Origin of the sequence: Prochlorococcus sp. MIT 0701 (assembly GCF_000760295.1) — a bacterium.
Taxonomy (GTDB): Bacteria; Cyanobacteriota; Cyanobacteriia; order PCC-6307; family Cyanobiaceae; genus Prochlorococcus.
Genome location: NZ_JNBA01000039.1, coordinates 38,164 through 63,210, shown reverse-complemented (window position 1 = coordinate 63,210; position 25,047 = coordinate 38,164). Strand labels below are relative to the sequence as shown.

The window sequence follows — 25,047 nt, the reverse complement described above, 5'->3', positions numbered from 1 at the left end:
AGTCTGCTGCTGATCTTAACGATGGTGGGATGTCAGGAGTCACCATCAATACAGAAGAAGTCATCAGTTCCTTTTGTATTTAAATCTCTAGAACTTCGCCACAAGCAAGCTGACGGTTCACGAGACTGGGACCTAAATAGCCCCTTAGCTCGCTATGAATTAGGCAGCAGGGTTGTAAGGGCTCGCAACCCAGAGGGTGTTCTGTACAAAGAGAACAAACCATCATTTGAAATTAGTGCCCAGGCCGCCACAGTTTTAAATGATGGTGAGACAGTGCTGCTTGAGGGAAATGTAATGGTTCAGCAGCTTACAGGAGAAAAAGTGTTGATCATTGGTGATCGTTTGCGTTGGTCACCTAACGAGTCGAAGATGGTGATTGAGCAACGACCCCAAGCTCTTGACAACATTTCAAGAATTAGTGCCAAGAAAGTATTGTTTCAACAGTTAACCCAAGAGCTTGTATTTAAAGGTCCAACAAAATTTGAACGTTGGGAAAAACAACGGAATAACAATCAAGACCCCTCCATTGTGATCCGTGGTCGCAATGGCCTTTGGAATCTAGACAGCGGTAAACTTAATGCTATGGGGCCAATCCTTGGCCACCGAATTGTAAGTAAAAATGATATTCCACAGCAACTTACAGCCACAAGGTTGCAAGGAAACACGAAGAAGGGCTACCTCGATCTAATCAAGCCTGTTACACTGATGATTCCAGAACAAAAAGCAAGTTTACTTGCGCAAACAACGCGCTGGAAATTTAATAGCGAAAAGCTTGAAAGCAATCAGCCTTTCATTGCAACTCAGGAAAAATCAACCTATCGAGGAAACAGTTTTAAAGTTGATCTTGCCCATACAAGAGTAGAGATTCCCCAGAATTGTGAACTCAGTCAGCCTGGCGAACAACTCAACGCTGAAAAATGTATTTGGAATTGGAGAACCGAGGAGGTCCAGGCAATTGGCGATGTAATTTTAAAACGAGATGCAAATAATCATATTACTAAAAGTGATAAACTAGAAGGACGAATTGGAGAGGAGGGAACAGTGTCTTTCTCATCATCTGGTTCTAAAGTCAGATCACAACTAACAATTGAAGGAAGTGAGGAGAAATTAAAACCTTCCTCTAAGTCCTCTCCTCCAATTCAGTTCTAAGACGTTGCGACCATCCAATCAACCAGAGTTCATCTGAGCGACTAAAACATCGCTCAGAACATCCACCCAGCACAACCCAACCATTTGATGCTAATGGATACACCATAACAGCAGGCAAATTCTCAACAATTGGATTGAATTCGATTCTTCCAGGAAACAGTGATGTGTTCACTAAAGAAATCAATTCACATCGATCTCTGGCCTGTTTACAGATCTCACCTGGAATGAATGTTCCATTACCGCTGATTCCTCGACGTAAAAGAACTTCATTATTCCAATACACTAGAATCACTGCGGCTGGGGTTGCCGTAAGTAATAAATGACTTCCCCAGGCAAGTTCTTTTTGTAATACATCGTTCAATCCCTCTACTAACTCGAATGTCTGGTTTCCCTCAAGGATCTGCTTGCTGGGAGCCATCGGGCTCGCTTGTGTCCATAACACTGCCATAAGCATCAACCCAACGGCAGCAACGCCAGCCAAGACCTCAGCACGCTGAAAACTCGGGGTGACAAGGTCCACTGTCAAGGCATTAAATGCTGCCAAAGACAGGGTCAACAGCCCTGCAATAAGGGAAATACGCGCAGCTGGTCGCATCGAACGAAACAAAAGTGATGTCAGATCCACGCACTCTTGCTCAAATGGGTTGTGTTGTTCCATCTTTCATGACCGATGCTGAAGCCTTTGCAGCAGTGGCCCTCGCCGCCGTTGCTTGTGACGGGGTTCTCGGTCGCGACGAAGCTCATGCCCTTCGTCGCCAACTTGAATTCAGATACCCCTATCGAGAGCGCTCTGAAGCCGCTATGGGAGAGCTCTTTGATCAACACCTAAAACTGTTGCGCCAGGAGGGTGTAGATGGACTCATTAGCAAAGCCTTACCTGCCCTGTCTTCGCTCCAACAGGAAAGTGCCTTGGCAGTCGCCGCCCAGTTAGTCCATTCAGATCGCGAGGTCTCAAAGGAGGAAGCCGCTTTCCTGGAGGATCTGGCTTGCAAGCTTGACTTACCTTCTGGTCGAGCAAGGATTGTGATTCAAGCAATTTCTGCTCTGAATCGAGACAGCTTGCTCAGCTGACGTCAGACTGCAATATCAGCTGTTGTTGAACTGATGCCTGTTCTGAGGTCAAGCCGCGTTCTCGGTGTTCTGATCAGCATCCTCCTGGGTCTGATACTCCTTGTACCAGGAGCTTTTGCCATAACAACAGATGATTTTTCTGTTGCAAGGCCTGAAAGCCATGTTGTCGATTCTGCTGATGTCCTCAGCAGAGTGTCTCGTTCTCAGATTGAAGGACGTCTTGTTGAGCTCGGAAACGAAAGACTTGATGCTCGCTTGATTACTCTTCGTAAACTTGATTATGGTGTTTCCCTTTCCAACATTGGCAGTTCACTGATCGATCGATGGTCCACAAACGCTGGTGAAAAAGAGCTGCCCCTGCTATTGATGTTGATAGATGCACAAACCAAGCAAACTGTTGTCTTAGCAGATACAAGTTTAAAAAGCACATTGCCGGACGCCCTTTTGCAGAGCACTGGCCGTACAACAATGAATAAACCAGTGGTGGGAGGAGAGCGCTACCAGCAAGCATCTTTTGATGCAATTGCGCGCTTACAAGTCGTATTGGATGGAGGGGATGACCCAGGACCTCCTATAGAAACTTTTAGCGCAATTAAGCAAACCAATATCCCGTCACAAGAACAAACAAAAAACAGTAATGCCACCCTATGGGTCGTTGTCTTGATGGTTGTCGGCACCATCGTTCCTATGGCCACTTGGTGGGTGTTCTCTCGCTGACACAATCACCATGACGCTTAGGGACTGGATGAGAACATTTGGGGAAGCTCGATCGATAGACATCAATAATGACCTTGAACGTGGTTACGAAGCAGCACTTCTGATCCAGACACTTGAGCTTGAATACTACGGAGATCGGCCTATAAGACCCAACCTGCAACTTTCTGTTCCACGATCATTACAGTCAACCATATTGCGTAAATTTCATACGGCAGTAAATATCTGCCGTATAACATTTGAGGCTATTAAGCCTAATATCAGTCAACTTGACAGTCAGGAATATCGAAAATTTCAATTGATTGAGACGATTGTTAATCGCTATGCCCCGAAGAGTTCATCAAGATCAACTTCTATGAGCAGGGCACCCGACCCTCTTCCCAGATCTCTTCTTGGTTTATTCGATAAGGTGCGACGACAACTTGATCCAACATCCGAAGCGACTTTGGTTGCAGGTTTTCGCCGCCGTCGCGATTCCACTCTGGTCTCACTAAAGATCATCTTGCTGCTAATTCTGGTGCCGTTACTTGTGCAACAGATGAGCCGAACTTATCTCATCACCCCGGCTATTGACTACTTAGCCCCTGAGCTTCCGTTCCTGAGTTATCCCAAACCCCAACTTGAAGAACAGGCGGTTGAAAAACTAAGAGTATTTAAGGCAGAGATAGAATTTGACGCCCTACTCAAAGGTGATTCAATTCCAGGTCAAGTTGAACTACAGAAGGTTCTGGCAATAAAAGCAAGTCAACTTAAGGATGAAGCTGATAAAGAAAGCACACATGCCGTAAAGAATGTCCTAGCAGATCTCGTAGCACTAATTGCCTTTGCTTTTGTTTGTATAATTAATCGGGAAGAGTTGAGAGTTCTCAGAGGATTCCTAGACGAAGCAGTTTATGGCTTAAGTGACTCTGCAAAGGCATTCGCAATTATTCTTTTTACAGATATGTTTGTAGGATTCCACAGTCCTGAAGGATGGCAAGTATTATTGCAGGGAATCGCAAATCATTTTGGATTTCCAGCGCGAGAAAATTTCATACTTTTATTCATCGCCACCTTCCCTGTGATACTTGCAACCATCTTCAAGTACTGGATTTTCCGTTATCTCAATCGCGTCTCTCCCTCATCTGTTGCAACCCTGCGTGGAATGAATGGTAGTAGCTAACACTATTCCTATACTTCATGGCCTTACCCTAGTTTCAGGCCCAAGCAGAGGTGGAAAAAGTCGATGGGCTGAACACTTGGTCAAACAATTTAAGTCTGTAACTTATATCGCCACCTCGCCTACAAGAGCTTGCGACCAGAATTGGGAGCAAAGGCTTCAAAAACACCGTAATCGTCGACCAAAGCACTGGTCAGTGATTGAATCTGGACCAGACCTTAAAAATGCAATCACTCAATTGCCAAGATCAGATGTTGTTTTAATTGAAGCGTTAGGTGGTTTTGTTACATGGCACCTAGACCAATCTTCGAGCAATTGGAGAGCCCTTAAGAACGATCTACTAGATACGATCAAACAACATGATGCTCAGATCGTCATTGTCATTGAAGAAACTGGCTGGGGTGTTGTACCCAGCACATCCTATGGAGGTCTTTTTAGAGATCGTCTTGGGAAGCTATCTCAACAGCTCGAACCATTGGCATCAGATAGCTGGCTTGTCCTACAGGGTCGAGCATTGAATCTCAAACAGCTGGGTATTGCGGTGCCATGAACGAACCAAATGGACTTTCACCATTATGCGTAGCGCTATACGAGCCACGGATTCCACCAAATACAGGAAACATCGCCAGAACCTGTGCGGCCTTCCGCATACCACTTGCTCTGATTGAACCTCTTGGGTTCAGCCTTGAAGACCGCTATCTACGTAGAGCAGGACTTGATTACTGGCCTCACGTTGCTTTGTCAGTTCATTCTGACCTGAATAAATTTCGCCAGTGCCTGCCATTAAATCATCGACTGATCGGTTGCAGCAGATTTGGAGGAATCCCCCTCCGTTCGATGCGTTTCCAAACCGGAGATGTTTTGCTTTTCGGCCGTGAGGACACCGGTCTTCCTACCAAAATCCGTGAGCAGTGTGATCAGATCACGACAATTCTCATGCCTGGAGCAGCAAGTGAAGAGGGGCAGGATGGGGTAAGGAGCCTGAACCTGTCTGTGGCTTGCGCCATCGTGAGCTTTGAGGCAGGCCGGCAACTGGGACTGTGGTGAGTAAACCGAACCAATCTTGCTTCTGCCCCCCCTTGCCTAATCGAGGTTAAATCAGCTAACTTCTCCCGGACTCCGGACAAGTTCAGCTTGATACGGGCTCTTAACATCGACTTTATTCAATGAAGCCCCTGTTGTTGCTTATCTCTACCTTTGCAGCACCAGTGCTTGCTTTAGGAAACTTTGGATCCTTGCCTGGCTATGCAGATACTGCTGTACAGGAGAAGGCCAAGATCTCAAGCGCAAATTCAAAGGAACTGATACAGATAAAAGTAGACATTCCAATAACCATAGATCAATTAGCAAGCAAGCTTGGACTGAAACCGACTGAACTGTCAAAACTCAATAAAAAGTCATCAGATGCTGAAATAAGTAAAGGTAGTTGGATTGTTTTGCCAAGATCTGCTCATAGCAACTTGAGGCGTATCAGTAACCTGGCTTCTGAGGAGGTATTACTGCATAACCCTCGTAACAGTCACGACAAATTAAATAGCAATCGCTTGAGTCGACTACTCGAAGAGTCTAATGATAATAATAGTTTATTGTCATTGAATGATCTTAATCAGAAAAAAACCGGAATACAGACCCAAAATAAAGTTAGTAGCAACAACATCCTTAAGAAGGAGTGTTCCCTTGACTCTCCATGCAATTGCCCCACCTGCTTAGATGTTGAATCACCAGTGAGCACAGTGGATCTGTTCACCAGAAGTAATGACATACTTGAGTTAGGAAGCATTGATACCTTCATATGGCCTACTAAAGGTGTATTCACATCTGGGTTCGGATGGAGATGGGGAAGAATGCATCAAGGCATAGATATCGCCAATAAAGTGGGCACTCCCGTTTTTGCAGCAAAAGACGGAATAGTGACCTATGCCGGATGGAGGGGTGCCTACGGATACCTCGTTGAAATTGCACATGGTGGTGGCTCCACAACCCGCTATGCCCACAACAGTCGAATTTTGGTTCGCAGAGGTCAGTTCATACCGCAAGGAGTAACGATCTCGAAGATGGGCAGCACAGGTCGGAGCACTGGGCCACATCTCCATTTTGAGATCCGAAAGAAGGGTGGCTTAGCAATGAATCCAGTCACGTTGCTTCCATCTAATAAGGTCTGATCAGAACGGCTGCACTGCGGGGTTCAGCCGTGCCATGCCAGTGCTTGCGAATCAGAAGCTCCCTGAAACCTCTACGTCTTCGCTGGAGCTAGAGAAACTGATAGAGAGAGTCCCGCCAAGCCAAGAAGCTTAATTCGAGACAGAAGACAATGGTCGACTCGCTCCATAAGGAGGCGGACTAGCGGAGTGGAGACCCCAAAAGAGCAAAAACTCATAGTTTGATTTGCAAAAGGGTAAGCCGCTCCTACTCCTATCAGTGGGATAAGAAATCTCTATGAAAAGGGGACAATGTCAGAGGGGAGACTTGAACTCCCGACCTACGGGTTATGAGTCCGTCGCTCTAACCAGCTGAGCTACTCTGACCTGCCGGGATACATTACATCGCAACGAGTCAGCACGGTTCATCAGCATCTTCAACAGCACACGATCCAAGTTCCGAAGACGATCTGACTTTGCCTTTAGAGGATTCTTCCAGCGGTAGTGAGGTTCTCGCGCAAATATCCCTCGCTTTGATCCTGGCCAATATTCTTCGAATGGAGCCCAACCCGACACACACCGCAGGCGAGCCAATCCAGTATCCAGACTATTTCTCATTGATCATTGATGTAGCAATTCGCTAATCGAGGGATCTTCTGGGGGCCTTAGATGAGGGGGTAGCAGAAGCAAGGCTGCGTTCATTGATCAGTTTTCAGTCAATACAGTCATTGCGCTGCTCGAGCCTGCAGGGTTGTAAGGGGATGTTGAAATTGATCAGATGTTTGCAGTATTCCTGCAGATTCACGTCCATTGGCAAGATCGGGAGTTCAAGCCTAACCTAGTTTTTTATATTCTCAGAAGTTAGCCTTTTGACAATGATATATTATTACTTTATTTTTAAATTGAGAAAGAAAGTAAAGACTTTACCAGGATTTACAATCGGAATCAGCTTATTTTCAATACATATGAAAGATGGACCGACCAGTCTTGTCACTTGTTAAAATCTACGAAATCGATCAATGCTCCTTCACGGCAACAAATCACATAAGGGAAAGCCGCAAACTGGATATCCATGCGATAAATCAATATATGAATCAAGTCTAATTACGAAATGAAGTGAGATAAGTATCACCGGGCGTATTGCCCATATATTGAGATCTAATTGAAGTCAAGTGAAAACGTTATCAATCTTCGGCAATATCTGAAGAGACAGTTTTTCTTCTCTTGATCCTTGATAAGCCAGCTCGACATATTTAACAGCAAATTCACCCTCACTAAAAGATGAATAGCTTAGTGCTGACAATCAAAAGCAGCCAACAGCACAGCAGACATGCCATGAGTATTAATCCCTAGGCAGCATTCATTTCCTCCAGTTTTTCTTATCGTGTGCCTCTCAATTTTTACCCATGCGCGAAGTTGACCAGCATTTCGATGGGATCAAATCATGAATAGCTAATCAAACACCCCTTGCGGATCCTTAATTCAATAGCTAATTTTCGCGCGAACTCCTAAAAGGCTGAATGTCTAAGGGGTACAGCACCTTGATTGGTCTCCATGAAATCGCTGCCGTTGCTGATCTCAACCATCGCCACGCCAGTGCTCGCATTAGGGACCCTCAACCACCTGCCTAGTGAAGCGAGTAAATATCATGTTCCTGCCTCCCATCCCTTACCACCACCTGTTCTTCCTGAAACTGATGGCCATATATGGGCCAAAATCAACAAGCCAGCAACGATTAAATTCATTGCTTATCAGCTTGGCATTTCCTGGTCTGAGATTTCAGAGCTCAATGATCTGTCATCAGCAAAAAAGCTGAGCGGTGGCAGTTGGATTGTATTACCTGTATCAGCTAAGGCTCGATTGCAGCAGTCCAAGTCCTTACATATAACAGAATTGAGGCACAATCCGCCGCCAGTGACCGCACCCGCCCCACCCTCAAGCGTGGTCAAAATAAAAAGGGGAGACTCGATAGCATCAATTGCCAAGCAGCATGGGCAAACACATGAGAGTATTCGTAAGTTAAATCCAACTCTTAAATTCAATCAACTCAAGGTGGGTAGGAATATTCGAGTTGCCAAGGCAACACGTCCACAGAAGGCCACTTTAAATACAAGTATTGGCAGGAACAACCTTCACTCCATTTCCCTACTCACTGATGGAGGAGGATGGATTGAACTGGGTGACACTAACTCTTATATTTGGCCGACAAAGGGTGTAATCACATCAGGGTATGGCTGGCGTTGGGGAAGAATGCATCAAGGTATCGATATAGCGAATAAGGTCAATACACCTGTCCTTTCTGCAAAAGGCGGCATTGTTTCCTATTCCGGCTGGAAAGGAGCTTACGGATATCTTGTAGAAATAGCACATGCAAACGGGGATTCAACTCGTTATGCTCACAACAATCGACTGCTTGTAAAAAAGGGGCAGATCGTACCCCAAGCAGCCACAATCGCAACAATGGGAAGCACAGGTCGTAGCACTGGACCTCACCTTCACTTTGAGATAAGGAAGAAGAGTGGTACAGCAATAAATCCAGCAAGCCTACTGCCCTCAAAGCTTGTTGCAACAGAAGCCCCATTTCACTATTGTTATCACCATGGAGGATCATTTCATGAACACCACGTATAATTAAATAGCGAATAATACCAAGAGTTTCAATAATCTATTCATCAGAGAAATACATAGATGATAAGAAATAGCACCTTCATCTCTCAATCATGTTTCTCCGGCAATTGTCACCTTCCCATAGCGTCAGTGAGACAGAAAGAGAAATCGCTTCCAATCCATGCATTGTTTGCTTATAGAAAATGTGCTTGTTCCCATTCTCGAAATCCCGACCAGGAGGGGAAAGATCTTATTTGGTTGTGCAAGCACAGCAGCTAATCAAAATTGCCTGAATTGCTTGCAAGCACTTAGATCCACTCGGCTTTTTCATAACAGTCAATGATTCTCAAAGTGGGTTCTAATTGCTATCACAACAACCACAAGCCTGATAGCAACTGATGACGAGAGAGGTTATTAAACAAATTTTGCTAAGGCGTTACAGATCTATGTAGATCTAGATTATCGGACTTTGTTGGGCAGCAATTATAGCCTCATAGGGATTCAATCAGTATAGAAGATCCATTGTCAACAGAAAAAAAGGCAATAGAGTTATTGGTCATGGAGCATAATTAATCTTATATCGCATCAAAGGCGTTGCAGACAAAAGAAATGAATCATCATATATTTGAATAATAGTTGACTAGACAGATAATTAAGTCCCATGACAAGATATTAATCTATTTAAAACCGTGGCAGGAATATCGACAAAGAAGAATTGAGCAAATCGAGCAACAGTTGACTTGAAATAAATAAGAAGTAGTTTTGCAGAATATCACGATTTATCTTTAAGCATAAGTACAAGAGTGATTCAGGATAAATAATTAGATCTAGCATAATAATTTATAACTTGTAGCTATAGATTTAATGTAATTAGTCAGTTACGTGCTTTTTATCGATATCAATGACATCATTAAATCTATGAATGCCGGCCTTTATTATAAGGCAGCTGGGACAATTTTAAATAAAAGCTCTAACGCATTTCAATCGAATTCAGTCTTTCTCGAAATGAAGTCTGGCTCTCTACACCTTGGGATTTTTCAGTTTGGGGTACTTCAGGAGTATATGGACGTCTATTGCTATTGCCTCGTGGGCTCCCACCTCGAATCGGCATCGCCTGCAGGGTTAGCTTTCTGGTGTTGGGATCACGATTAAGTGGTTGGACCTTGAGTTCAGACCTAAGCTGATTGAGAAGACGAAAATGACCTGTACAACTGAACTTACGCAGTAATGCTTGGTCCCAGGCTGTTGATTTTTTGAGCATGCAAGAAGTCTAGATGAGTCCCGCTTGAGCCACATTGATTTTGCTTAGCTCTAGCGAGCAAAAGACGCAAGAGGCATGATAAATTTGAGCAGCCAACCAGAAGTCGTTTCGACTTCACTCTAGCTCTGATTAAGCTCACCTCTTGCAGAGCAATCAACTCTTAACTCTCCATCATGACGACCAACGGATGCCTACGGGTGGGTCAGCAGGCCCCAGACTTCAGCGCTACAGCTGTTGTTGATCAAGAGTTTAAGGAGATAAGCCTTTCCCAGTACAGGGGTAAGTATGTGGTCTTATTCTTTTATCCTCTAGATTTCACTTTTGTATGCCCAACAGAAATTACAGCATTTAGTGATCGATATGCTGATTTCTCAAGCCGAAACACAGAGGTATTAGGTGTTTCAGTTGATAGTCAATTCAGCCATCTTGCATGGATCCAGACATCACGAAAGGAAGGAGGGCTTGGTGACATAAACTATCCATTAATAGCTGATCTCAAGAAAGAGATATCGATAGCATATAACGTTCTAGATGATGATGCTGGAGTCGCCCTACGTGGCTTATTTATCATTGACCCAGATGGAGTAATAATGCATTCAACAATCAACAATCTACCGGTTGGAAGGAACGTTGATGAGACATTACGTGTACTGCAGGCCTTTCAGTATGTACAATCACATCCAGATGAGGTATGCCCAGCTAATTGGACTCCAGGAGAGAAAACAATGAAACCAGACCCAGTGGGGAGCAAGGAATTCTTTGCCTCAATAAATTAATTATTAGCCTAAAGATATATCACTGAACTGGTTGACCTGTCACCTGAATCGGTGGCAGGTCTTTTGTATTTAAATACTTCACTTTTTTGCTTGAGCCTTCAACCAATGCCCTTAGGCCTTCGCCGAGATCCTCAGCCATGGCAATCCTTTTGCCATCGCTAACCACTACCCTGGTAAGTGTTGGTAAACCACCTTGACGTGCCCTGAGGTAAACAGGTTCTACATAAAGAAGTGCCTTGCCTAGGGGTACAACAAGAAGGTTCCCTTGCACAACTTCAGATCCAGCACGATCCCAAAGACCAAACTGTTGACTGATCTGCGGGTCCTGATTGATAAGGGCCTGAATCTGTTCAGGACCGAAGATTGGCGTTTGACTTGGGAAACGTAGCAACACTAATTTTCCATAATGATCACCATCACTTCGAGCAGCGAGCCACGCAGAAAGATTGGGGCGAGCAAGTGGTGTTAGTGGTTGTAATAATAGAAATTCTGAACTTTCCTTAGTCCCTAATTGTGCAGTGATGTGATAGGGATCAACAGGAACCTGCCGCTTACCATAGAGTTCCTTTGGAACCTGCCAAACATCATCACCGCTATAAAATATACGAGGATCAGTAACATGGTATCTAAGTAATTGCTGTACCTGTACATTAAACAAATCAGTCGGAACTTTAAGATGCTCTCGTAAGCTTGAAGGCATCTCCTCAAGAGGTTTAAAAAGATCTGGAAACAATCGCTGCCAACCCAATATTATCGGATCCCGCGGTTCGCTCACATACAAGTGAACACGACCACTGTATGCATCAACAATAGCTTTGACTGAGTTGCGTAAATATCGAAGAGGGGGACCATCTGGAAGGTTTGCTGCATAGGGATATGTGCGTGAGCTTGTATAAGCTTCAACAATCCAATATTGGTTTTGCTGAGGCTCATAATCAGGATCTCTAGAATCAACAGATGTAGAGACCAAATAAGGGTCACCAATGACTTCAAGGAATGGCGCTATTGCGCTCACTCTTTGTCTAACTTCTCGCCGAATAAGAAGTTTGGAATCACTCGTTAGCGACCCTGTATTAAGAAGACGGGGTTCAAAAAGATAAATAGCTGCTGCTAGTTTGTGCCAGGGATGACCCACCGGTACACCACCTGATCCTAAATAATGATTGTAGATGTTCTTATCACCTACTGGATAATCTAGTTCTTTTATTTTGCTGGGAGCAAGAGCATAAGGAGAGGGGAGCATTCCAAAATAAAGAGCTGCTCTCCCAATAGGAATAGCATCTTTGACATCTTCACGAGTAATGCCTAGCTCGGAACTCCCTTCAAGACGTGTTGAGGTTCCTAGGTCACTGATGAAATAGTCAGGAAGACCATCAGGAGCTCTTGTATTGACTGGACTGAGAGTAAAGCCATAACCATGCGTGAAAACAAAATGACGATTCAACCAAGTACGTGAACGTTTTGGAAGTGCAGCCTGGTCAAGTTCGCGTGCTGTGATCATGACCTGTTGACGCTTCGTTATATCAGGCACAAAGCGATAACGATCTACCGCCGCATTAGAAAAACGATAGTAGACTCTTAATTGCTGCAATTGACGATTGGTTGCCAAGAGAGGCTGGCTATCCCATAGACGAATATTTCTTAGAGTGCTTGCACCTTGCTCAAGATCAAGTTGAGTTAACTGAGGTTTTGGATTAATAAGTGTGGTCGTAATCGAGTCAAGCTGAAATGCTTTCCTTGTGGCTTTAATTGCTCGAATGATGTAAGGGGTTTCTAGTTTCAGTTCTCTAGGTTTTACAACCATCCACTGGACAAACGGAGCCAAAAGGACTTCGAGAAGTAGTGTCCCTACGCCAATAATTGAAGCCACTAATCTCCAGAGACGCCTTTGTTGTATCCATGGAAATGGAATTACCAGAAATGCAAGAACCAAAATGGCTAGGCTCGCCAAACTTCGTAGAGGAAGTATCAGGTGTGCATCTAACCAACCGGCTCCAGCCACCGTACCGTTCTGCGTCCATAGAAGTTGATGACGTGACAACCATAAAAGTGCTGAAAGTATTAAAAATATGATGCCAATTAGTGGCCTCATAACATTGCACTGTCTAGGCGATAAACCTTGGAAAACCCAATCCGAAAGAGATTCAGGCTGAGCTAACTTCATCCATATAGTCGAACTCGTTGTTAAGATTAGTTGGAACAATAGAACCACCAAGGCAAAGACAAGTGCTGGAAATTGACCAAGCCCAAAACTCACATCGCCACCCAGTAGTGGTTCTTTAATACCTGTGGGAGGGATAGCAAGGGCGAGTGACCATAGTCCCCAACCTCTAGCAATGGAGATACTGAAGCAAAAACAACCCATTAAATGAGCAATCCTTCCCCCTCGGGCATTACCAAGCATCACGCAAGTTGTGATGAATACACAGGACAGTGGAATCACCACCGCCCAAATATCATCAAAAGGTTCACTCCACCAATGCCCAAGGACAAATGGCTTGAAACAAGCTAACCACGTCAATCGACTGAGTAATACAAGATCACCGATCACCACCACGAAGCAGCCAAGTAGACCAAAGCCATAACGCCATCCATGCAGGGGAAGGGATGGCTCTTCCAAGTTGCTTGCAGCTTCGAGTTTGATCCAGTTGCGCTGCCAAAGCTGACAAGTCGCCACAACAAGAAGGGCGAGCAGAAATCCTCCCAGTTGCCAGAGCCAACGGCGGAGAAGCATCCCTTGCCACTCAAATTGACCGAACCACAGCCATTCGACCTGAATCCGCATCAACAACCAGAAGGCTGCGATAGAGAGCAAGAGCCAAAGCCACTGGCTCTTGAACCATTGCATTGGTCGGGCGAAACTAGCCAAGCCCATCTACTCAATCAACACAGGCTAAGTCGTTCTAGTTACACGCCCACTGGCTGTGAATGATCAACAGTCAATCCCGCCAATTGCAGAAAACGATCAGTATGGAGAGTTTCCTCCTGAATCAGAGCATCAACCAACAGATCCATCACTTCCCTTCTTGGCGAAAGTAAGTTAATTGCTTGCTCTAAGGCTTTAACAGCTAAAGCTCGTATCTGCTCGTCTATGACTTTGCCAGTCGATTCCGCGTAGCTCGGGCGTGTATGGATCAAATCACGTCCGAGGAAAACCTCTGAGCCTTCTGTCTCCAGAGCGATAGGCCCAAGGGTCGAAAAGCCGAACCGCGTCACCATCTCGCGAGCTAGATGCGCAACGCTCTGCAAGTCGCCACTTGCACCCTGGGTGATTTCATCGAGTCCAAAAACTACCAACTCTGCTGCCCGGCCGCCAAGGGCAACCACAAGCCTTGCGAAGAGATATCCCTTAGTGACCAGACCTGAATCAAGGATTTCCTCATCTGGCCAGAAACGAGTGAATCCGCCAACGCCTCCGCTACGAGGCAAAAGTGTGACCTTATCAATACGATCGGCATTGGGTGTGAGGGCTGCAACCAGGGCATGTCCAATCTCGTGATAGGCAATCAACCTCTTTTTTGCACTGTCTTGTAGTGGTGCTGCAGAGAGTCCCATCGTGATCCTTTCAAGCGCCGCTTCAAGCTGTTCAGTGCCAATGGATGCTTTCTCCTGCCTTGCTGTGAGGATGGCAGCTTCGTTTAATAAGTTGGCAAGATCAGCTCCTGAAAAACCAGGCGTTCGACGTGCCCAATCCTGCAAACACACCTCCTCTGCAAGGGGACGTGTTCGAGCATGAACAGCCAGGATTTCCTTACGGCCCCGGCGATCTGGAAGGGAAACTTCAATACGACGATCAAAGCGTCCAGGCCTCATCAATGCAGCATCAAGCACATCTGGGCGATTGGTAGCTGCAAGAAGAATGACGCCAGAATTATCTGCAAACCCATCCATTTCTGTCAGAAGCTGATTAAGAGTCTGTTCTCGTTCGTCATTTCCACCACCAATGCCAGCCCCTCGCTGTCGCCCCACAGCATCAATTTCATCTATAAAAACGATGCACGGGGCTTTCTCTTTGGCTTTGCGGAATAGGTCCCTTACACGACTAGCGCCCACGCCAACAAATAATTCCACAAATTCAGAGGCGGCCATCGAGAAAAATGGCACGTCTGCCTCACCAGCAATTGCCTTGGCCAAAAGGGTTTTCCCTGTTCCAGGAGCACCAACTAGCAGAACACCCCTTGGGATAAGAGCGCCAAGCTTGATGAAGCTCTCAGGTTGCCGCAAGAAAGTCACTACTTCTTGCAGCTCCTCTTTCGCTTCTGTAATCCCCGCTACATCATCAAAGCGAATAGGTAGATCCTCTTGCGGTTTCAACCGAGGTTGACTACGTCCAAATCCCATTGCTCGGTTTGCGACTTGAGCAGAACGACGAAAAAGAAACGTCAAGCCAACGACAACCATCAAGATCAATACAAGATTCCCGGCCATTCCTGCAAATGCCTGTTCTTGACGAATGTCCTTCACCGTCAGAGAGGTATCAGCAGCCTCGGCCACTCGTAGGATTTGTTGGTAATTATCAAAGATCGCCACCTTCTCCTGGTGTCCATCCTTGAAAACCACCACGACTTCTCGCCGAGCTGGTATCAACTCCAACGACTTAACCTTTTTCTCTTTGATCTGATTGAGCAGCTGGCTATAGCTGATTGAGGGTTTCTGCTTAAAGGGAGCAAAGGGTACAGCTTCAGATGAATGCTGAGACTGATCTGCTTCCAGAGATCGCGACTCCTGGAGTGCCGATGGACCTGAACTCACAGCAACATTGCGGTCTCAAGAGCCTAGCTATTTGACGCAAGGCCTTACTAAAGGGGAGGATTGTCGTTTGGCTGTTCCTGCCTGAGATGGCTGTACCGAAGAAAAAAACCTCCAAAGGCAAACGTAATCAGCGTCATGCCATCTGGAAAGCTAAAGCCGCCACAGCTGCTCAACGCGCTCTATCAATCGGCAAATCGGTTCTAAGTGGTCGAGCACAAGGATTTGTTTATCCATTGCAAGAGTCTGATGATGATGAGTCTTGATATCCCCTCATACCGACCCACATCAACTGCCGTGAAGGCGTAAGGGTGGCGACGACATCAGCCTCTATTCCATCGAGACAAGTCAGGGGAATAGAGGCAAGGATCATGCGCACAAAACCCTCAAACGATTCTTGATCAAGGCAAACACCACGATTTAGTTGCATCAAGCTCTCCTGGTGAGCCTTCCAAATGCGTGTGGAGTTAGGGTCGATTGCTTTCAGATGCCAGAGAGTATCTAAGCGATCCCATATCGGCACATAGCCGCTCAATGCGTCTTGGACAACAAGGCGATAATCATGCTCAAGCTTGCTCAGCGATGGTACGAGCTGATCCGAAAATTGGTCTACATCTTCAAATTTGCAAGGTAAGCAACCAAGGATCCATCCTTCTATGACAAGCACCTTTGGATCAGAAAGGTGCCAGCCATCTCGATCACCTCGACCATGACGGAGCGCTTTGTCGAACATCGGTGCTTGTAACTGACCAGTTGACTGCCATTTATCCAGCACACTGGCCAACAAATCGAGATCATGGCTGCCTGGAAGAGCTCTTGGCACTCCCCAGGGATTACCTCTCATGCTTCGATCGAGCTCAGGGAATGGCCAATAAAAATCATCCAGTGAAATCACCCTGATCGGCCAACCCAGTTCTCCAGCAGCGGCTTCGAGCCAACGGCCAAGGCTCGTCTTGCCGCAACCCGGAAGGCCTGTAATACCAAGCAATGATCGGTCGCTTTTGCCAAGACAGCCTTCCACAAGTGTGAGTAAAGGCAAACCAAGCCCCCAAATCCAATCGGTGCGGGTCGATGGATACCAGAAAGGTTTTTTTAACGATGTGCCACCTCGTTCTTGCCAATGGATAAGCCAAGCTTGTGGATCAGGCCAACCCAATTGAACGAGTAACTGTTCAAAAGGTTGAATTGGAAAGAGAATCTGGGGGTCGGGAGGGTCAGACCAAGGCGTTAAAAATTTGTTTTGATGGTGATCAAGAACCAAGCTTGAAGGCCTCGAGGACTACTGCATAAACCGCGCCAATCCTCAGGTTGTCCAAAGCCAACCAGTGCAACGGCCAAGGCTCAATCTCAACACGGCTGCGCAAGAAGACCAATAGCTCAATGATCAGAACCATCACAATGACAACGAGCGGTCTCATGTCAATCTTCTGCAGGTAATAGACAGTGAGGTTGCTACCGAGATAAAAACCAAGCAACAAAGCGATCAGAGCAATGCTGCGTCGCCGCCATGATCCAAGCCAAGCTTGAGAAAGATGCCCCCAAAGCTGACGCTGGAATCGTGCAAAGCGTGTGTTTTGTAGGCTCATGAAGGAGCCATAACGACGAGTCTTTCTAAGTACTCCAGCTTGACCTGTCCTTGGAGACAAGGAGGGCCTACAAGCACTTTGCAGGGCAACTCTTTGTCACCAAGATGGTCGAACACCGCATTGGCTTGGTGAAACTGTGATTTGAGTTCCTGATCCCATGGGGATGGGGTGAGCAGACATGGCAGATTTGCAGATCTAGCGGCAGCAAGTCCAGCTGCAGAATCCTCGATCACAATTACCTCATTCTTGTTGAAACCACTGGCGCAAAGAGCATGCAGATATCCCTCTGGATGTGGCTTTCCAAGGCAAACATCCTCAGCGGTGATACATCCCTGGAACGGTGAATCACCAGAAGGGAAACTCACCTCAAGTAAGGCATTTACAGAGTCGCGACCACTTGTGGTTACCACCCATTGCTCAACTCCATTCAGTTGGAGTTCCTTGAGAAGACGCCGCACACCGGGTCTCCAAGGGACGTGTCCAGAACGTATTCTTTCGATGTAGTGGTGTTGTTTACGCCTACGCAACTGAGCCAAAAACTCTTCATTGAACTCTTCTCCCTGCCGCTCAGCATAGGTCTCAATACGTTGTCTCCCACCTGGTATTAGAAGAAGCTCAGCGTATAGGATTTGATCCCAATACCAAGTAAGTTCGGCCTCAGCAAAGGCCGCATTAAAGGCCACGCGATGGCCTTCCATTTCTGTGTCAGCAAGGGTTCCATCAACGTCCCAGAACACTGAACAAAGCTTGTTCATGTCTAGCGGCGATACAACTTCCTGACAGCTTGATGCAACGCTAAAAATGCAGAAGGTTGCCTGGGACCATTGTCATCATCCGAACATCCTTCCTGGAGCTGGCAGCTGCCGACGCCCATCACCCCTGATCCTCTGCCAGAAGTTCCTCTTCCTTTGCCCCTAAGGGCAGTGCTGGTTCGCAGAGGCGTGCTGGATTCCTCTACAGCTGCAACGATTCTGGAACCACCCAAACCGCCAGATCCTTGCGGTCACTTTCCTGATCTAGCGAAGGCCATTATCCGTCTGCAGGGAGCCTGTCAAAAAGCAGAATCAGTCGCCATCTGTGGCGACTACGACGCCGATGGGATGACCAGCACAGCCTTGCTAATGCTGACCTTGAAGTGTCTTGGCGCTCAACCAATAGCTGCGATTCCGAGCCGAAAAAGCGAAGGCTACGGGCTAAATCGCGACATGGTGACAAGGCTTCATGAACAGGGCATTCGACTGATTGTCACCGTCGACAACGGTGTAACAGCCCAAGAGGCACTGCAGCAAGCAGAGAATCTCTCCATGGAGGTGATCCTCACCGACCACCACACACTCCCTGATTCACCTCTTAAAGTCCTTTCCCTGCTTCATCCATCAGTAACACCTCAAGACTCACCCTACCGATGTCTGGCAGGCGTAGGGCTGGCATACCTGCTTGCTTCATCTCTTGCTGAAGCGATGGATTGCAAAGAAGCTGTAGGGCCTGCCAGAGACTTGTTCTGTATTGGGACCGTAGCGGATATGGCACCGCTCACTGGTGCAAATCGAGCCTTCTTGAGAGAAGGCCTGAACAATCTGCATCGAAGCCGATGTAAAGGCCTGAGAGCTCTCCAACGACTTGCTGGTCTAGAAGAACGTCCCCTTAAAGCCGAAGACATCGGCTTCCAGCTAGCCCCAAGGATCAATGCCGTAGGGCGACTAGGTGATCCGCAGCTCGTGGTGAAACTTTTGACAGTTGACAACGAAGACGAGGCCATGACCCTTGCTCGTCAATGTGACCAGCTCAACCGGCAGCGCAAGGATCTCTGTAATGCCATTGAGGCAGAAGCTATTGCCCTGGTTGAGGCCGAAGGTGCAACCCCTCCACCATTTTTGATGCTTGCTCAGAATCATTGGCACCATGGCGTGATCGGAATCGTGGCAGCTCGTCTAATGGAAAGATATTTTCGCCCAACTGCATTACTTGCTGGTGAGGGAGATGGACGTCTACGTGCCTCTGTACGTGCACCATCTGGGTTCGCTGTGAATGATGCTCTCAAGGCCTGTGCTGTTCATCTTGATCGCTTTGGTGGCCATTCAGCAGCAGGTGGTTTCACGATTCGGGCTGAAAAAGTAGGAGCACTGCATGAAGCATTAAATGAGTTAGCTACCAATTGGCATGCAACTGTTTGTGGTGGGGCCTCTATTTCACCAGAAACACTTTTAAAGCTTCACGAGATCAACTTGGATCTATGGAATGGCCTTCAGCAACTAGAGCCCTTTGGCATTGGTCACCCAGCTCCACTGTTCTGGGCCAGGGATTGTCTTGTTGTTGACCAGCACAGAATGCGTGGTGGTCACCTACAAATGATTTTGTCCCAAGGTGACTGCCAGAGGAGAGCAATTGCGTGGCGATGGATAAGCGAAGCCCAAGTTCCTGAACGGATTGACTTGGCATTTCGAATCAACATGAACCACTGGCAAGGGGAGGATCGCCTGCAGATGGAGATTGTCGCCCTACGAGCATATTGCCCTGAAATCAACCTTCATCGAAAAGGTAAAACCTATCGCTGCCTTATCGATAAAGAAGGTGAAATGGTACTAATTAATCCCAAAGGTGAGGTCCTAAAAGCCATCTTGTCAAGCAATGGAAACCTTAAAAGCAGTGACAGTCGAGCTAGGCATCCATACATTCATAATCTGATGGAAGAGGGATTAATAGGCCTGGGACTTCGCCCATGAGTTTTGATCTACGACGGCTCGAACAATTAATCCCAGGAGTGATCGGAAGAAAACAATCTGAGATTGTTCAGCTCTTCCAACATCTTCTATGTCTTTTGGTTATTGGGCTTCTAATCGGCCTTGCATGCCTGCCACTCAACCTTATTGATGGAGTTCAAAAGCTTCTATTTCAGCAGTTACCTGCAACAACAGGAAGTTCCTGGCGGCCAATTGGTCTGCTATTGGCACTTTTGCCAATAGGAGTGATGCCAACCCTCTTGTTACTGCAGCGGGGGCCATGGCGAGATGCAGCTGGATCTGGGATACCCCAGACGATGAATGCTCTTGAAGATCACTCACAGCTAGCCCCTGCTCTCGCTGCACCAAGAACGATTCAACGTGGTCTTCTCTGGACTATTGCAACGGTTGCTCTTTTCCCTCTTGGACGGGAGGGGCCAGTCGTGCACGTAGGAGCAGCTGTTGCAAGAGCTATTCACAAACGTTTTAAGCGTTGGCTCCCTTCACTGAATGAGCGTCAGATTGTGGCTATTGGTGGTGGTGCAGGACTTGCAGGAGGCTTCAACACCCCTCTACTAGCACCAATATTCATGATTGAGGAACTCACTACTGAATATTCCCTCACTCTGATTTGGCCTGCTCTTGTGATTGGAATCTCCGCGGCTTGGTTTAGCAGCATTGGCGGAGAACCAATCTTCGGTCTTGGCATGATCAATGTGATGGCTTCAGAATCCGAACAGCTCTTAATTGCAATTCCAATTGGAGTCTTAGCTGGGATTGTGGGGGGATTCTTTAATCGAGGCCTTGTCTGGTGCTCTTCATTTCTTGAGCCATGGGTGCGTCAACGACCAATCCGAACTGGTCTGTTGCTTGGAATTTGCCTCAGCGCCTTAGCTCTGTCCAGCTGGGGCACAAGCACAGGTGATGGAGAGGGGCTTCTGCAATTGTTGATTCAGGAAGGGATGCCGAACCATTTCCCTGAAGGTGGCTCTATTTCACAAGGACTAACTTCCATATGGATCACTTTGGTTCGCGTCTTAGCTCCGATGATTGCACTTTCACCGGGGGTACCTGGAGGCCTTATTGACCCTTCACTTGCGTTTGGAGGCCTCCTTGGGTACACATTTTGTGCATTGGTCGGTTCAAGCACTCACCTCGGCTTAGCGCTAGGAATGGCCGCTGGTTTGGCTGGTGCCACACAGCTTCCACTGGTTTCGATTGTGTTCGCCTGGAGACTAGTTGGCGATCAGCAACTATTTGCAGGTGTAGTTCTTTCTTCAGTGCTGGCAGCCTACATAGGACGGTTAGTGGCACGTAAGCCGGTCTATCACGCTCTTGCCGAGCTTCAAAGACCTAATCGGCGTTGATAAAAACATAGGAATATCACTGCTGGACCGGCCAGGGCGACTGCGCCAAGTGGCCCAAAGATCTCGAGAATGCGGATGGCAGCGTCCATAGCGACTTAGAGATGATCCCTTTTGACTGGTTGAGGATACGAGATTGCGTTCACATAAAGTGTGCCTGATCACCGACTCTGTGATGCCTTGTCACAGCATGAAGGATGAGCCATGCCTGGACGAAGTGGCAATGCATTCAAAATTGCGGAGCCTGCTGCCGTCTAGATCCCACTGATCGAGGAGAAGCCATCGCAGTACTCAATGAAAGGCAGCAAGAGATTTATTTAGGGATGGTCAACCCAGACGGCTGGTGCAAGCATTACGACACTGGTGGACGTCGTTGTCGCATCTATGACTCCCGCCCTGATTTCTGCAGGGTTGGTTTACTGGCATCACTTTTCAATCTGCCGCAGGACAAATCAGAATCATTTGCAATCCAATGCTGCCGCCAGCAGATTCGCTCTGTCTATGGCGGTAGAAGCCGAGAGCTACGAAATTTTGAACGTAGCCTGCGCCTGCCATTTCAAAAAGATGGTTAAGGCACCAACTTCTAATGACACAATTCCAAAACCCGCTCCTGAGAACGGAGCAGTGGGTTTCACAACAGTGTTGTTAACGACATTCACTACAGTCTTTTTGGCTGAACTTGGCGATAAAACCCAGCTAGCAACCCTATTGCTATCAGCTCAGTCAGGCCAACCATGGGTTGTGTTTCTCGGGGCTGCCCTAGCTCTCATCTCCTCCAGTTTGGTGGGCGTCTTGGTGGGTCGTTGGCTTGCTGGAATCCTGCCACCAGAACGCCTACAAAAAATGGCCGGGGTGCTGATGGTGGGCTTGGGGTTATGGCTTGGACTACAAGCCACACAGTCTCTGCTAATCGCAAGCCAATAATTAAGTCTATGGATTTCACCCTGTTGTTATCGACATTCATCACAGTGTTCCTTGCCGAGCTCGGTGACAAGACACAGCTGGCAACCGTAGCCATCAGTGGAACAACAAACCGACCTTTTGCTGTTTTTCTTGGTTCTGCAAGTGCTTTGGTCTTTGCAAGCCTGTTGGGGGCCATGGCCGGAGGTTCGATGGCTGCTTTAATCCCTGAAAACCTTTTGCAATTGCTGGCTTCGTTAGGTTTTCTGATCATTGGCTTACGCCTTATGTTCTCAAACCTGAGTCTTTCTTCTGCAGAGGAGGCAGCCCCTGAGAAATAAATGCGATTAAATGTCTAGAATTAACTCACAACCAATGTTGACTCTGCGCTGTCTTCGCATTCCTCTTTGGTGATGGCACCGCCGGTCATGAAGACTGGTCTTCTACCTTCCTATCTCAATGAAGTTCACGGTCGCTGACCTGCTTGACCAGTTACCCCCTACTGGGGGACTGGAGATCAAAAAACTCGAAAAAATTCTCAAGCTCACCACAAAGGCCGATCGCGACGGTCTTGGAACAGCCCTTCAGGGTCTTTTGAGACTCGGCATTGTCAACAACGAAGAAGCCGGTGCAATAAAGCGCAGTGATGACGAGTCACTGATTGAAGCTCGTTTGCGCTGCAGCAGTAAAGGATTTTGTTTTGCCCTCAGAGATGATGGGGGAGACGATATCTATATTCGCGATCATCAGCTCAACCATGCCTGGAACGGAGATCGGGTACTAGTCCGCATCACAAGAGATGGGGGACGTCGAAGATCGCCAGAAGGTGGGGTGCAATGCATCCTCGAAAGGACCACCACCAGCTTGCTTGGTCATGTTGAACGCAAAGATCAAAATGTCCTTGCGATACCTCTTGATGACCGCATCCTTGCAACGATCCAACTGCCAGATGGTGATAAAGCCCATCTGAATGATGGCGAGCAGACAAGCGTGGTGGAGGTGAAGCTTGACCGCTATCCCATTGCCCAGTTCCCCGCTGAAGGGCATGTAGCGCGGTCACTTCCCTTGAATGGAGGCCCCTCAAGTGATCGTGATCTTCTTCTTACCAAAGCCAACCTTCAAGATCGACCTGCTCCACCACGCAGCAGCCTAAAGACCCCAACGGCTAAACATCGGCAAGATCTGAGCTCACAACCTGTGTTGCTACTGCGCAGCTGGCAGGTATCTGATGCTCCACCCCTACCAGCGGTCTATGTGGAGCCCCATGCAGGTGGCACACGTCTGTGGATTCATGCGCCTGCTGTAGCAGAACGTCTGAGTATTGGGAACAACCTCGATCTCTGGCTAAGAGATCGAGCTGAAGCTCTCTGCCTTGGCGAAGTTTGGCATCCCCTACTCGGCCAAATTCTTTCAAAGGCCTGCTCATTTAAAGTTGGAGAAATCAACGATGCAGTGAGCGTTGCTCTCGACATCTCGGCAGAAGGTGAGGTGATTGATTGGCAGTTCAGCCTTAGCGCAATCAAGCCAGTAGCAGAAATCGGACCGAAGACCCTCACAGCTCTTAGCAACAGGAAACCAAAGGCAAGAACAGTCCCTGCGGCTCTGAAGTCCGTAAAGGATCACTTAGCCCAACTCGAGACATTGATCTTTTGTGCTCGTACATTGCAAATGGGAGAACAGGCCAGTGGCTCTATAGAGCTGGATCTGGCTGTTCCAGAACTTCAATGTCTTGGCGACCTCCGCTGGGCAGACCCTGATTCATATCGTCATCAATGGGCGCTTCCTCTTGATCAAACTGACCCCCAATCAGTTTTGAGCCCCATGATTAGAGCTGCACATCGCGCCTGGGCGCAACATGCCCAGAACTTGCAACTCCCTGGCCTGGTGATTGAGGCTTCAGAAGCAGACAACAACACCTTGAACGACGTTGCTAAATCAGCATTAGCTCTTGATATTGCCTTGGAACTTGATGAAGAAGGTAGTCCTGCTGCCACAGAGCTTGCAAAAGCATTTTCGACAACAGCGTGTCGAAGAGTGCTGGATCAGCAACTACGCCATGCACTGCCAGAACCAGTGTTACGGCTCGGAATTCATGATAGTCAAAAAGAGAATGGAAACATTGAGTCCGACCATGAAGACACAAAGTCAATGGCTTCGAACCTACAATCACCTTGGTGCTGTCCAACTATCCATTACACCGATCTTGTTAATCAAGAGATCATAGTGTCACTTTTAAGTAACGGTAAAGATCGTCCAAATGTCCGACAAAAAGAAAAGGTGGTTCTGGGATCTCGTGAATGCTGGCAACAAATCAAATGGCCACTATTCAGCACAAGCCAAGCAAAGAACCTAGAAGAAATCTGTAGTGAAGGCCTCGTGCATCGCCTCAACACACTGCGCCGTCAAGCTGAAGAGCTTCGCCAAGACCTGATCGCCATGGTTCAGGCACGTATCGTGGAATCCCTTGTTGGGGAAGAGCATCAGGGGGTGATAAGCGGAGTGCAGAGTTATGGGTTCTTTGTGGAAATTCCACCTTCTATGGCAGAGGGTCTTGTCCACGTCAGCTCTTTAAATGACGATTGGTACGAATATCGCTCACGTCAAAACCGATTGGTGGGTCGGAAGAATCGCAAGATCTATCAACTTGGTGATCAAGTAAACGTGAAGGTTGTCAAAGTTGACGCCTTACGGAACCAAATTGACCTCGAAGTTAATGGATCAGCAATGACTGTTGAAGCCAATATGAATGTTGATTCAGATCTAACCAATCACGCAACTACAACAAAAAGTGAGGTCAAAGGCAAGAGCACCAAGAATGGTCAACAACTAGTCACCTCAAGCGAGGCATAGTTT

At 47.2% G+C, this 25,047-nt stretch carries 23 protein-coding genes and 1 tRNA gene; 16 read left to right on the top strand and 8 right to left on the bottom strand.

Going from position 1 to position 25,047, the window contains the following annotated elements; all coding sequences use genetic code 11:
- Positions 1-21 precede the first annotated feature (21 nt).
- Positions 22-1,149: an LPS export ABC transporter periplasmic protein LptC gene (lptC, locus tag EV12_RS10590; protein ID WP_241466610.1), complete on the top strand. Its 1,128-nt coding sequence runs from the start codon at positions 22-24 to the stop codon at positions 1,147-1,149.
- On the opposite strand, the gene EV12_RS10585 is transcribed toward lptC, so the two are convergent.
- Positions 1,121-1,744, bottom strand: a complete 624-nt coding sequence (locus tag EV12_RS10585; RefSeq protein ID WP_036915718.1) for a cofactor assembly of complex C subunit B — start codon at positions 1,742-1,744, stop codon at positions 1,121-1,123. The genes lptC and EV12_RS10585 overlap by 29 nt on opposite strands.
- Positions 1,745-1,761: 17 nt before the next feature.
- On the opposite strand from EV12_RS10585, the gene EV12_RS10580 reads away from it, so the two are divergent.
- The 6 genes from EV12_RS10580 (at position 1,762) to EV12_RS14960 (ending at position 6,255) form a co-directional block, all read left to right on the top strand.
- A complete protein-coding gene (locus EV12_RS10580; RefSeq protein ID WP_081939944.1) occupies positions 1,762-2,220 on the top strand; it encodes a tellurite resistance TerB family protein in 459 nt (152 codons plus the stop codon).
- Positions 2,221-2,253: 33 nt separating this feature from the next.
- A complete protein-coding gene (psb32, locus tag EV12_RS10575) occupies positions 2,254-2,937 on the top strand; it encodes a photosystem II repair protein Psb32 (RefSeq protein ID WP_036915142.1) in 684 nt (227 codons plus the stop codon).
- A 10-nt stretch (positions 2,938-2,947) separates the two neighbouring features.
- The gene (gene pxcA, locus EV12_RS10570) at positions 2,948-4,096 is read left to right on the top strand and encodes a proton extrusion protein PcxA (RefSeq protein ID WP_036915140.1); all 1,149 of its coding nucleotides are present in this window, start codon (positions 2,948-2,950) and stop codon (positions 4,094-4,096) included.
- Entirely contained in the window at positions 4,083-4,643 is a 561-nt protein-coding gene (gene cobU, locus EV12_RS10565) for a bifunctional adenosylcobinamide kinase/adenosylcobinamide-phosphate guanylyltransferase (protein WP_036915139.1), read from the top strand. The genes pxcA and cobU overlap by 14 nt, the downstream gene beginning before the upstream one ends.
- Positions 4,640-5,140, top strand: a complete 501-nt coding sequence (locus EV12_RS10560; protein ID WP_036915137.1) for a tRNA (cytidine(34)-2'-O)-methyltransferase — start codon at positions 4,640-4,642, stop codon at positions 5,138-5,140. Before cobU ends, EV12_RS10560 begins: the two co-directional genes overlap by 4 nt.
- A 119-nt stretch (positions 5,141-5,259) precedes the next feature.
- A complete protein-coding gene (locus EV12_RS14960) occupies positions 5,260-6,255 on the top strand; it encodes a M23 family metallopeptidase (RefSeq protein ID WP_036915135.1) in 996 nt (331 codons plus the stop codon).
- A gap of 289 nt (positions 6,256-6,544) precedes the next feature.
- On the opposite strand, the gene EV12_RS10550 is transcribed toward EV12_RS14960, so the two are convergent.
- Positions 6,545-6,618, bottom strand: a tRNA-Met gene (locus tag EV12_RS10550).
- Between the two features lie 1,167 nt (positions 6,619-7,785).
- Here EV12_RS10550 and EV12_RS10545 point away from each other — a divergent pair.
- Complete coding sequence (locus EV12_RS10545) at positions 7,786-8,862, top strand: LysM peptidoglycan-binding domain-containing M23 family metallopeptidase (protein ID WP_036915129.1); 1,077 nt, start codon at positions 7,786-7,788, stop codon at positions 8,860-8,862.
- 946 nt (positions 8,863-9,808) lie between these two features.
- Here EV12_RS10545 and EV12_RS14460 read toward each other — a convergent pair.
- The gene (locus EV12_RS14460) at positions 9,809-10,099 is read right to left on the bottom strand and encodes a hypothetical protein (protein WP_036915127.1); all 291 of its coding nucleotides are present in this window, start codon (positions 10,097-10,099) and stop codon (positions 9,809-9,811) included.
- Positions 10,100-10,272: 173 nt separating this feature from the next.
- Between EV12_RS14460 and EV12_RS10535 the strand changes: the two genes are divergently transcribed.
- Positions 10,273-10,875 (top strand): peroxiredoxin, encoded by a 603-nt coding sequence (locus EV12_RS10535; RefSeq protein ID WP_036915124.1) that lies wholly within the window; start codon positions 10,273-10,275, stop codon positions 10,873-10,875.
- Positions 10,876-10,894: 19 nt separating this feature from the next.
- Here the strand turns inward: EV12_RS10535 and EV12_RS10530 are convergent, their stop codons facing one another.
- Together EV12_RS10530 and ftsH are read right to left on the bottom strand one after the other, a co-directional pair.
- Positions 10,895-13,660, bottom strand: coding sequence for a UPF0182 family protein (locus EV12_RS10530; RefSeq protein ID WP_241466617.1), 2,766 nt, complete (start codon positions 13,658-13,660; stop codon positions 10,895-10,897).
- 122 nt (positions 13,661-13,782) lie between these two features.
- Entirely contained in the window at positions 13,783-15,627 is a 1,845-nt protein-coding gene (ftsH, locus tag EV12_RS10525; protein WP_036915120.1) for an ATP-dependent zinc metalloprotease FtsH, read from the bottom strand.
- A gap of 86 nt (positions 15,628-15,713) precedes the next feature.
- Between ftsH and rpmF the strand changes: the two genes are divergently transcribed.
- A complete protein-coding gene (rpmF, locus tag EV12_RS10520; RefSeq protein ID WP_036915117.1) occupies positions 15,714-15,890 on the top strand; it encodes a 50S ribosomal protein L32 in 177 nt (58 codons plus the stop codon).
- On the opposite strand, the gene EV12_RS10515 is transcribed toward rpmF, so the two are convergent.
- From EV12_RS10515 to EV12_RS10505, 3 genes are read right to left on the bottom strand one after another with little or no spacing between them, the layout of a single operon-like run.
- Positions 15,854-16,885: a kinase gene (locus tag EV12_RS10515; RefSeq protein WP_052039592.1), complete on the bottom strand. Its 1,032-nt coding sequence runs from the start codon at positions 16,883-16,885 to the stop codon at positions 15,854-15,856. The genes rpmF and EV12_RS10515 overlap by 37 nt on opposite strands.
- Positions 16,875-17,210 (bottom strand): DUF565 domain-containing protein, encoded by a 336-nt coding sequence (locus EV12_RS10510; protein WP_036915115.1) that lies wholly within the window; start codon positions 17,208-17,210, stop codon positions 16,875-16,877. Before EV12_RS10510 ends, EV12_RS10515 begins: the two co-directional genes overlap by 11 nt.
- Positions 17,207-17,965: an HAD-IA family hydrolase gene (locus EV12_RS10505; RefSeq protein ID WP_036915113.1), complete on the bottom strand. Its 759-nt coding sequence runs from the start codon at positions 17,963-17,965 to the stop codon at positions 17,207-17,209. The genes EV12_RS10510 and EV12_RS10505 overlap by 4 nt, the downstream gene beginning before the upstream one ends.
- Before the next feature lie 69 nt (positions 17,966-18,034).
- Between EV12_RS10505 and recJ the strand changes: the two genes are divergently transcribed.
- From recJ to EV12_RS10475, 6 genes are all read left to right on the top strand, one after another.
- Positions 18,035-19,933 (top strand): single-stranded-DNA-specific exonuclease RecJ, encoded by a 1,899-nt coding sequence (recJ, locus tag EV12_RS10500; RefSeq protein ID WP_036915111.1) that lies wholly within the window; start codon positions 18,035-18,037, stop codon positions 19,931-19,933.
- Positions 19,930-21,297, top strand: a complete 1,368-nt coding sequence (locus tag EV12_RS10495) for a chloride channel protein (RefSeq protein ID WP_036915109.1) — start codon at positions 19,930-19,932, stop codon at positions 21,295-21,297. The genes recJ and EV12_RS10495 overlap by 4 nt, the downstream gene beginning before the upstream one ends.
- 194 nt (positions 21,298-21,491) lie before the next feature.
- A complete protein-coding gene (locus EV12_RS10490; RefSeq protein ID WP_036915107.1) occupies positions 21,492-21,866 on the top strand; it encodes a YkgJ family cysteine cluster protein in 375 nt (124 codons plus the stop codon).
- Positions 21,859-22,218 carry a TMEM165/GDT1 family protein gene (locus EV12_RS10485; protein WP_052039593.1) on the top strand — a complete coding sequence of 120 codons (360 nt, stop codon included), beginning with the start codon at positions 21,859-21,861 and terminating at the stop codon, positions 22,216-22,218. Before EV12_RS10490 ends, EV12_RS10485 begins: the two co-directional genes overlap by 8 nt.
- Before the next feature lie 8 nt (positions 22,219-22,226).
- Complete coding sequence (locus EV12_RS10480; RefSeq protein WP_036915105.1) at positions 22,227-22,535, top strand: TMEM165/GDT1 family protein; 309 nt, start codon at positions 22,227-22,229, stop codon at positions 22,533-22,535.
- A 118-nt stretch (positions 22,536-22,653) separates the two neighbouring features.
- Complete coding sequence (locus EV12_RS10475; RefSeq protein ID WP_036915103.1) at positions 22,654-25,044, top strand: RNB domain-containing ribonuclease; 2,391 nt, start codon at positions 22,654-22,656, stop codon at positions 25,042-25,044.
- The last annotated feature ends 3 nt before the right edge of the window (positions 25,045-25,047 follow it).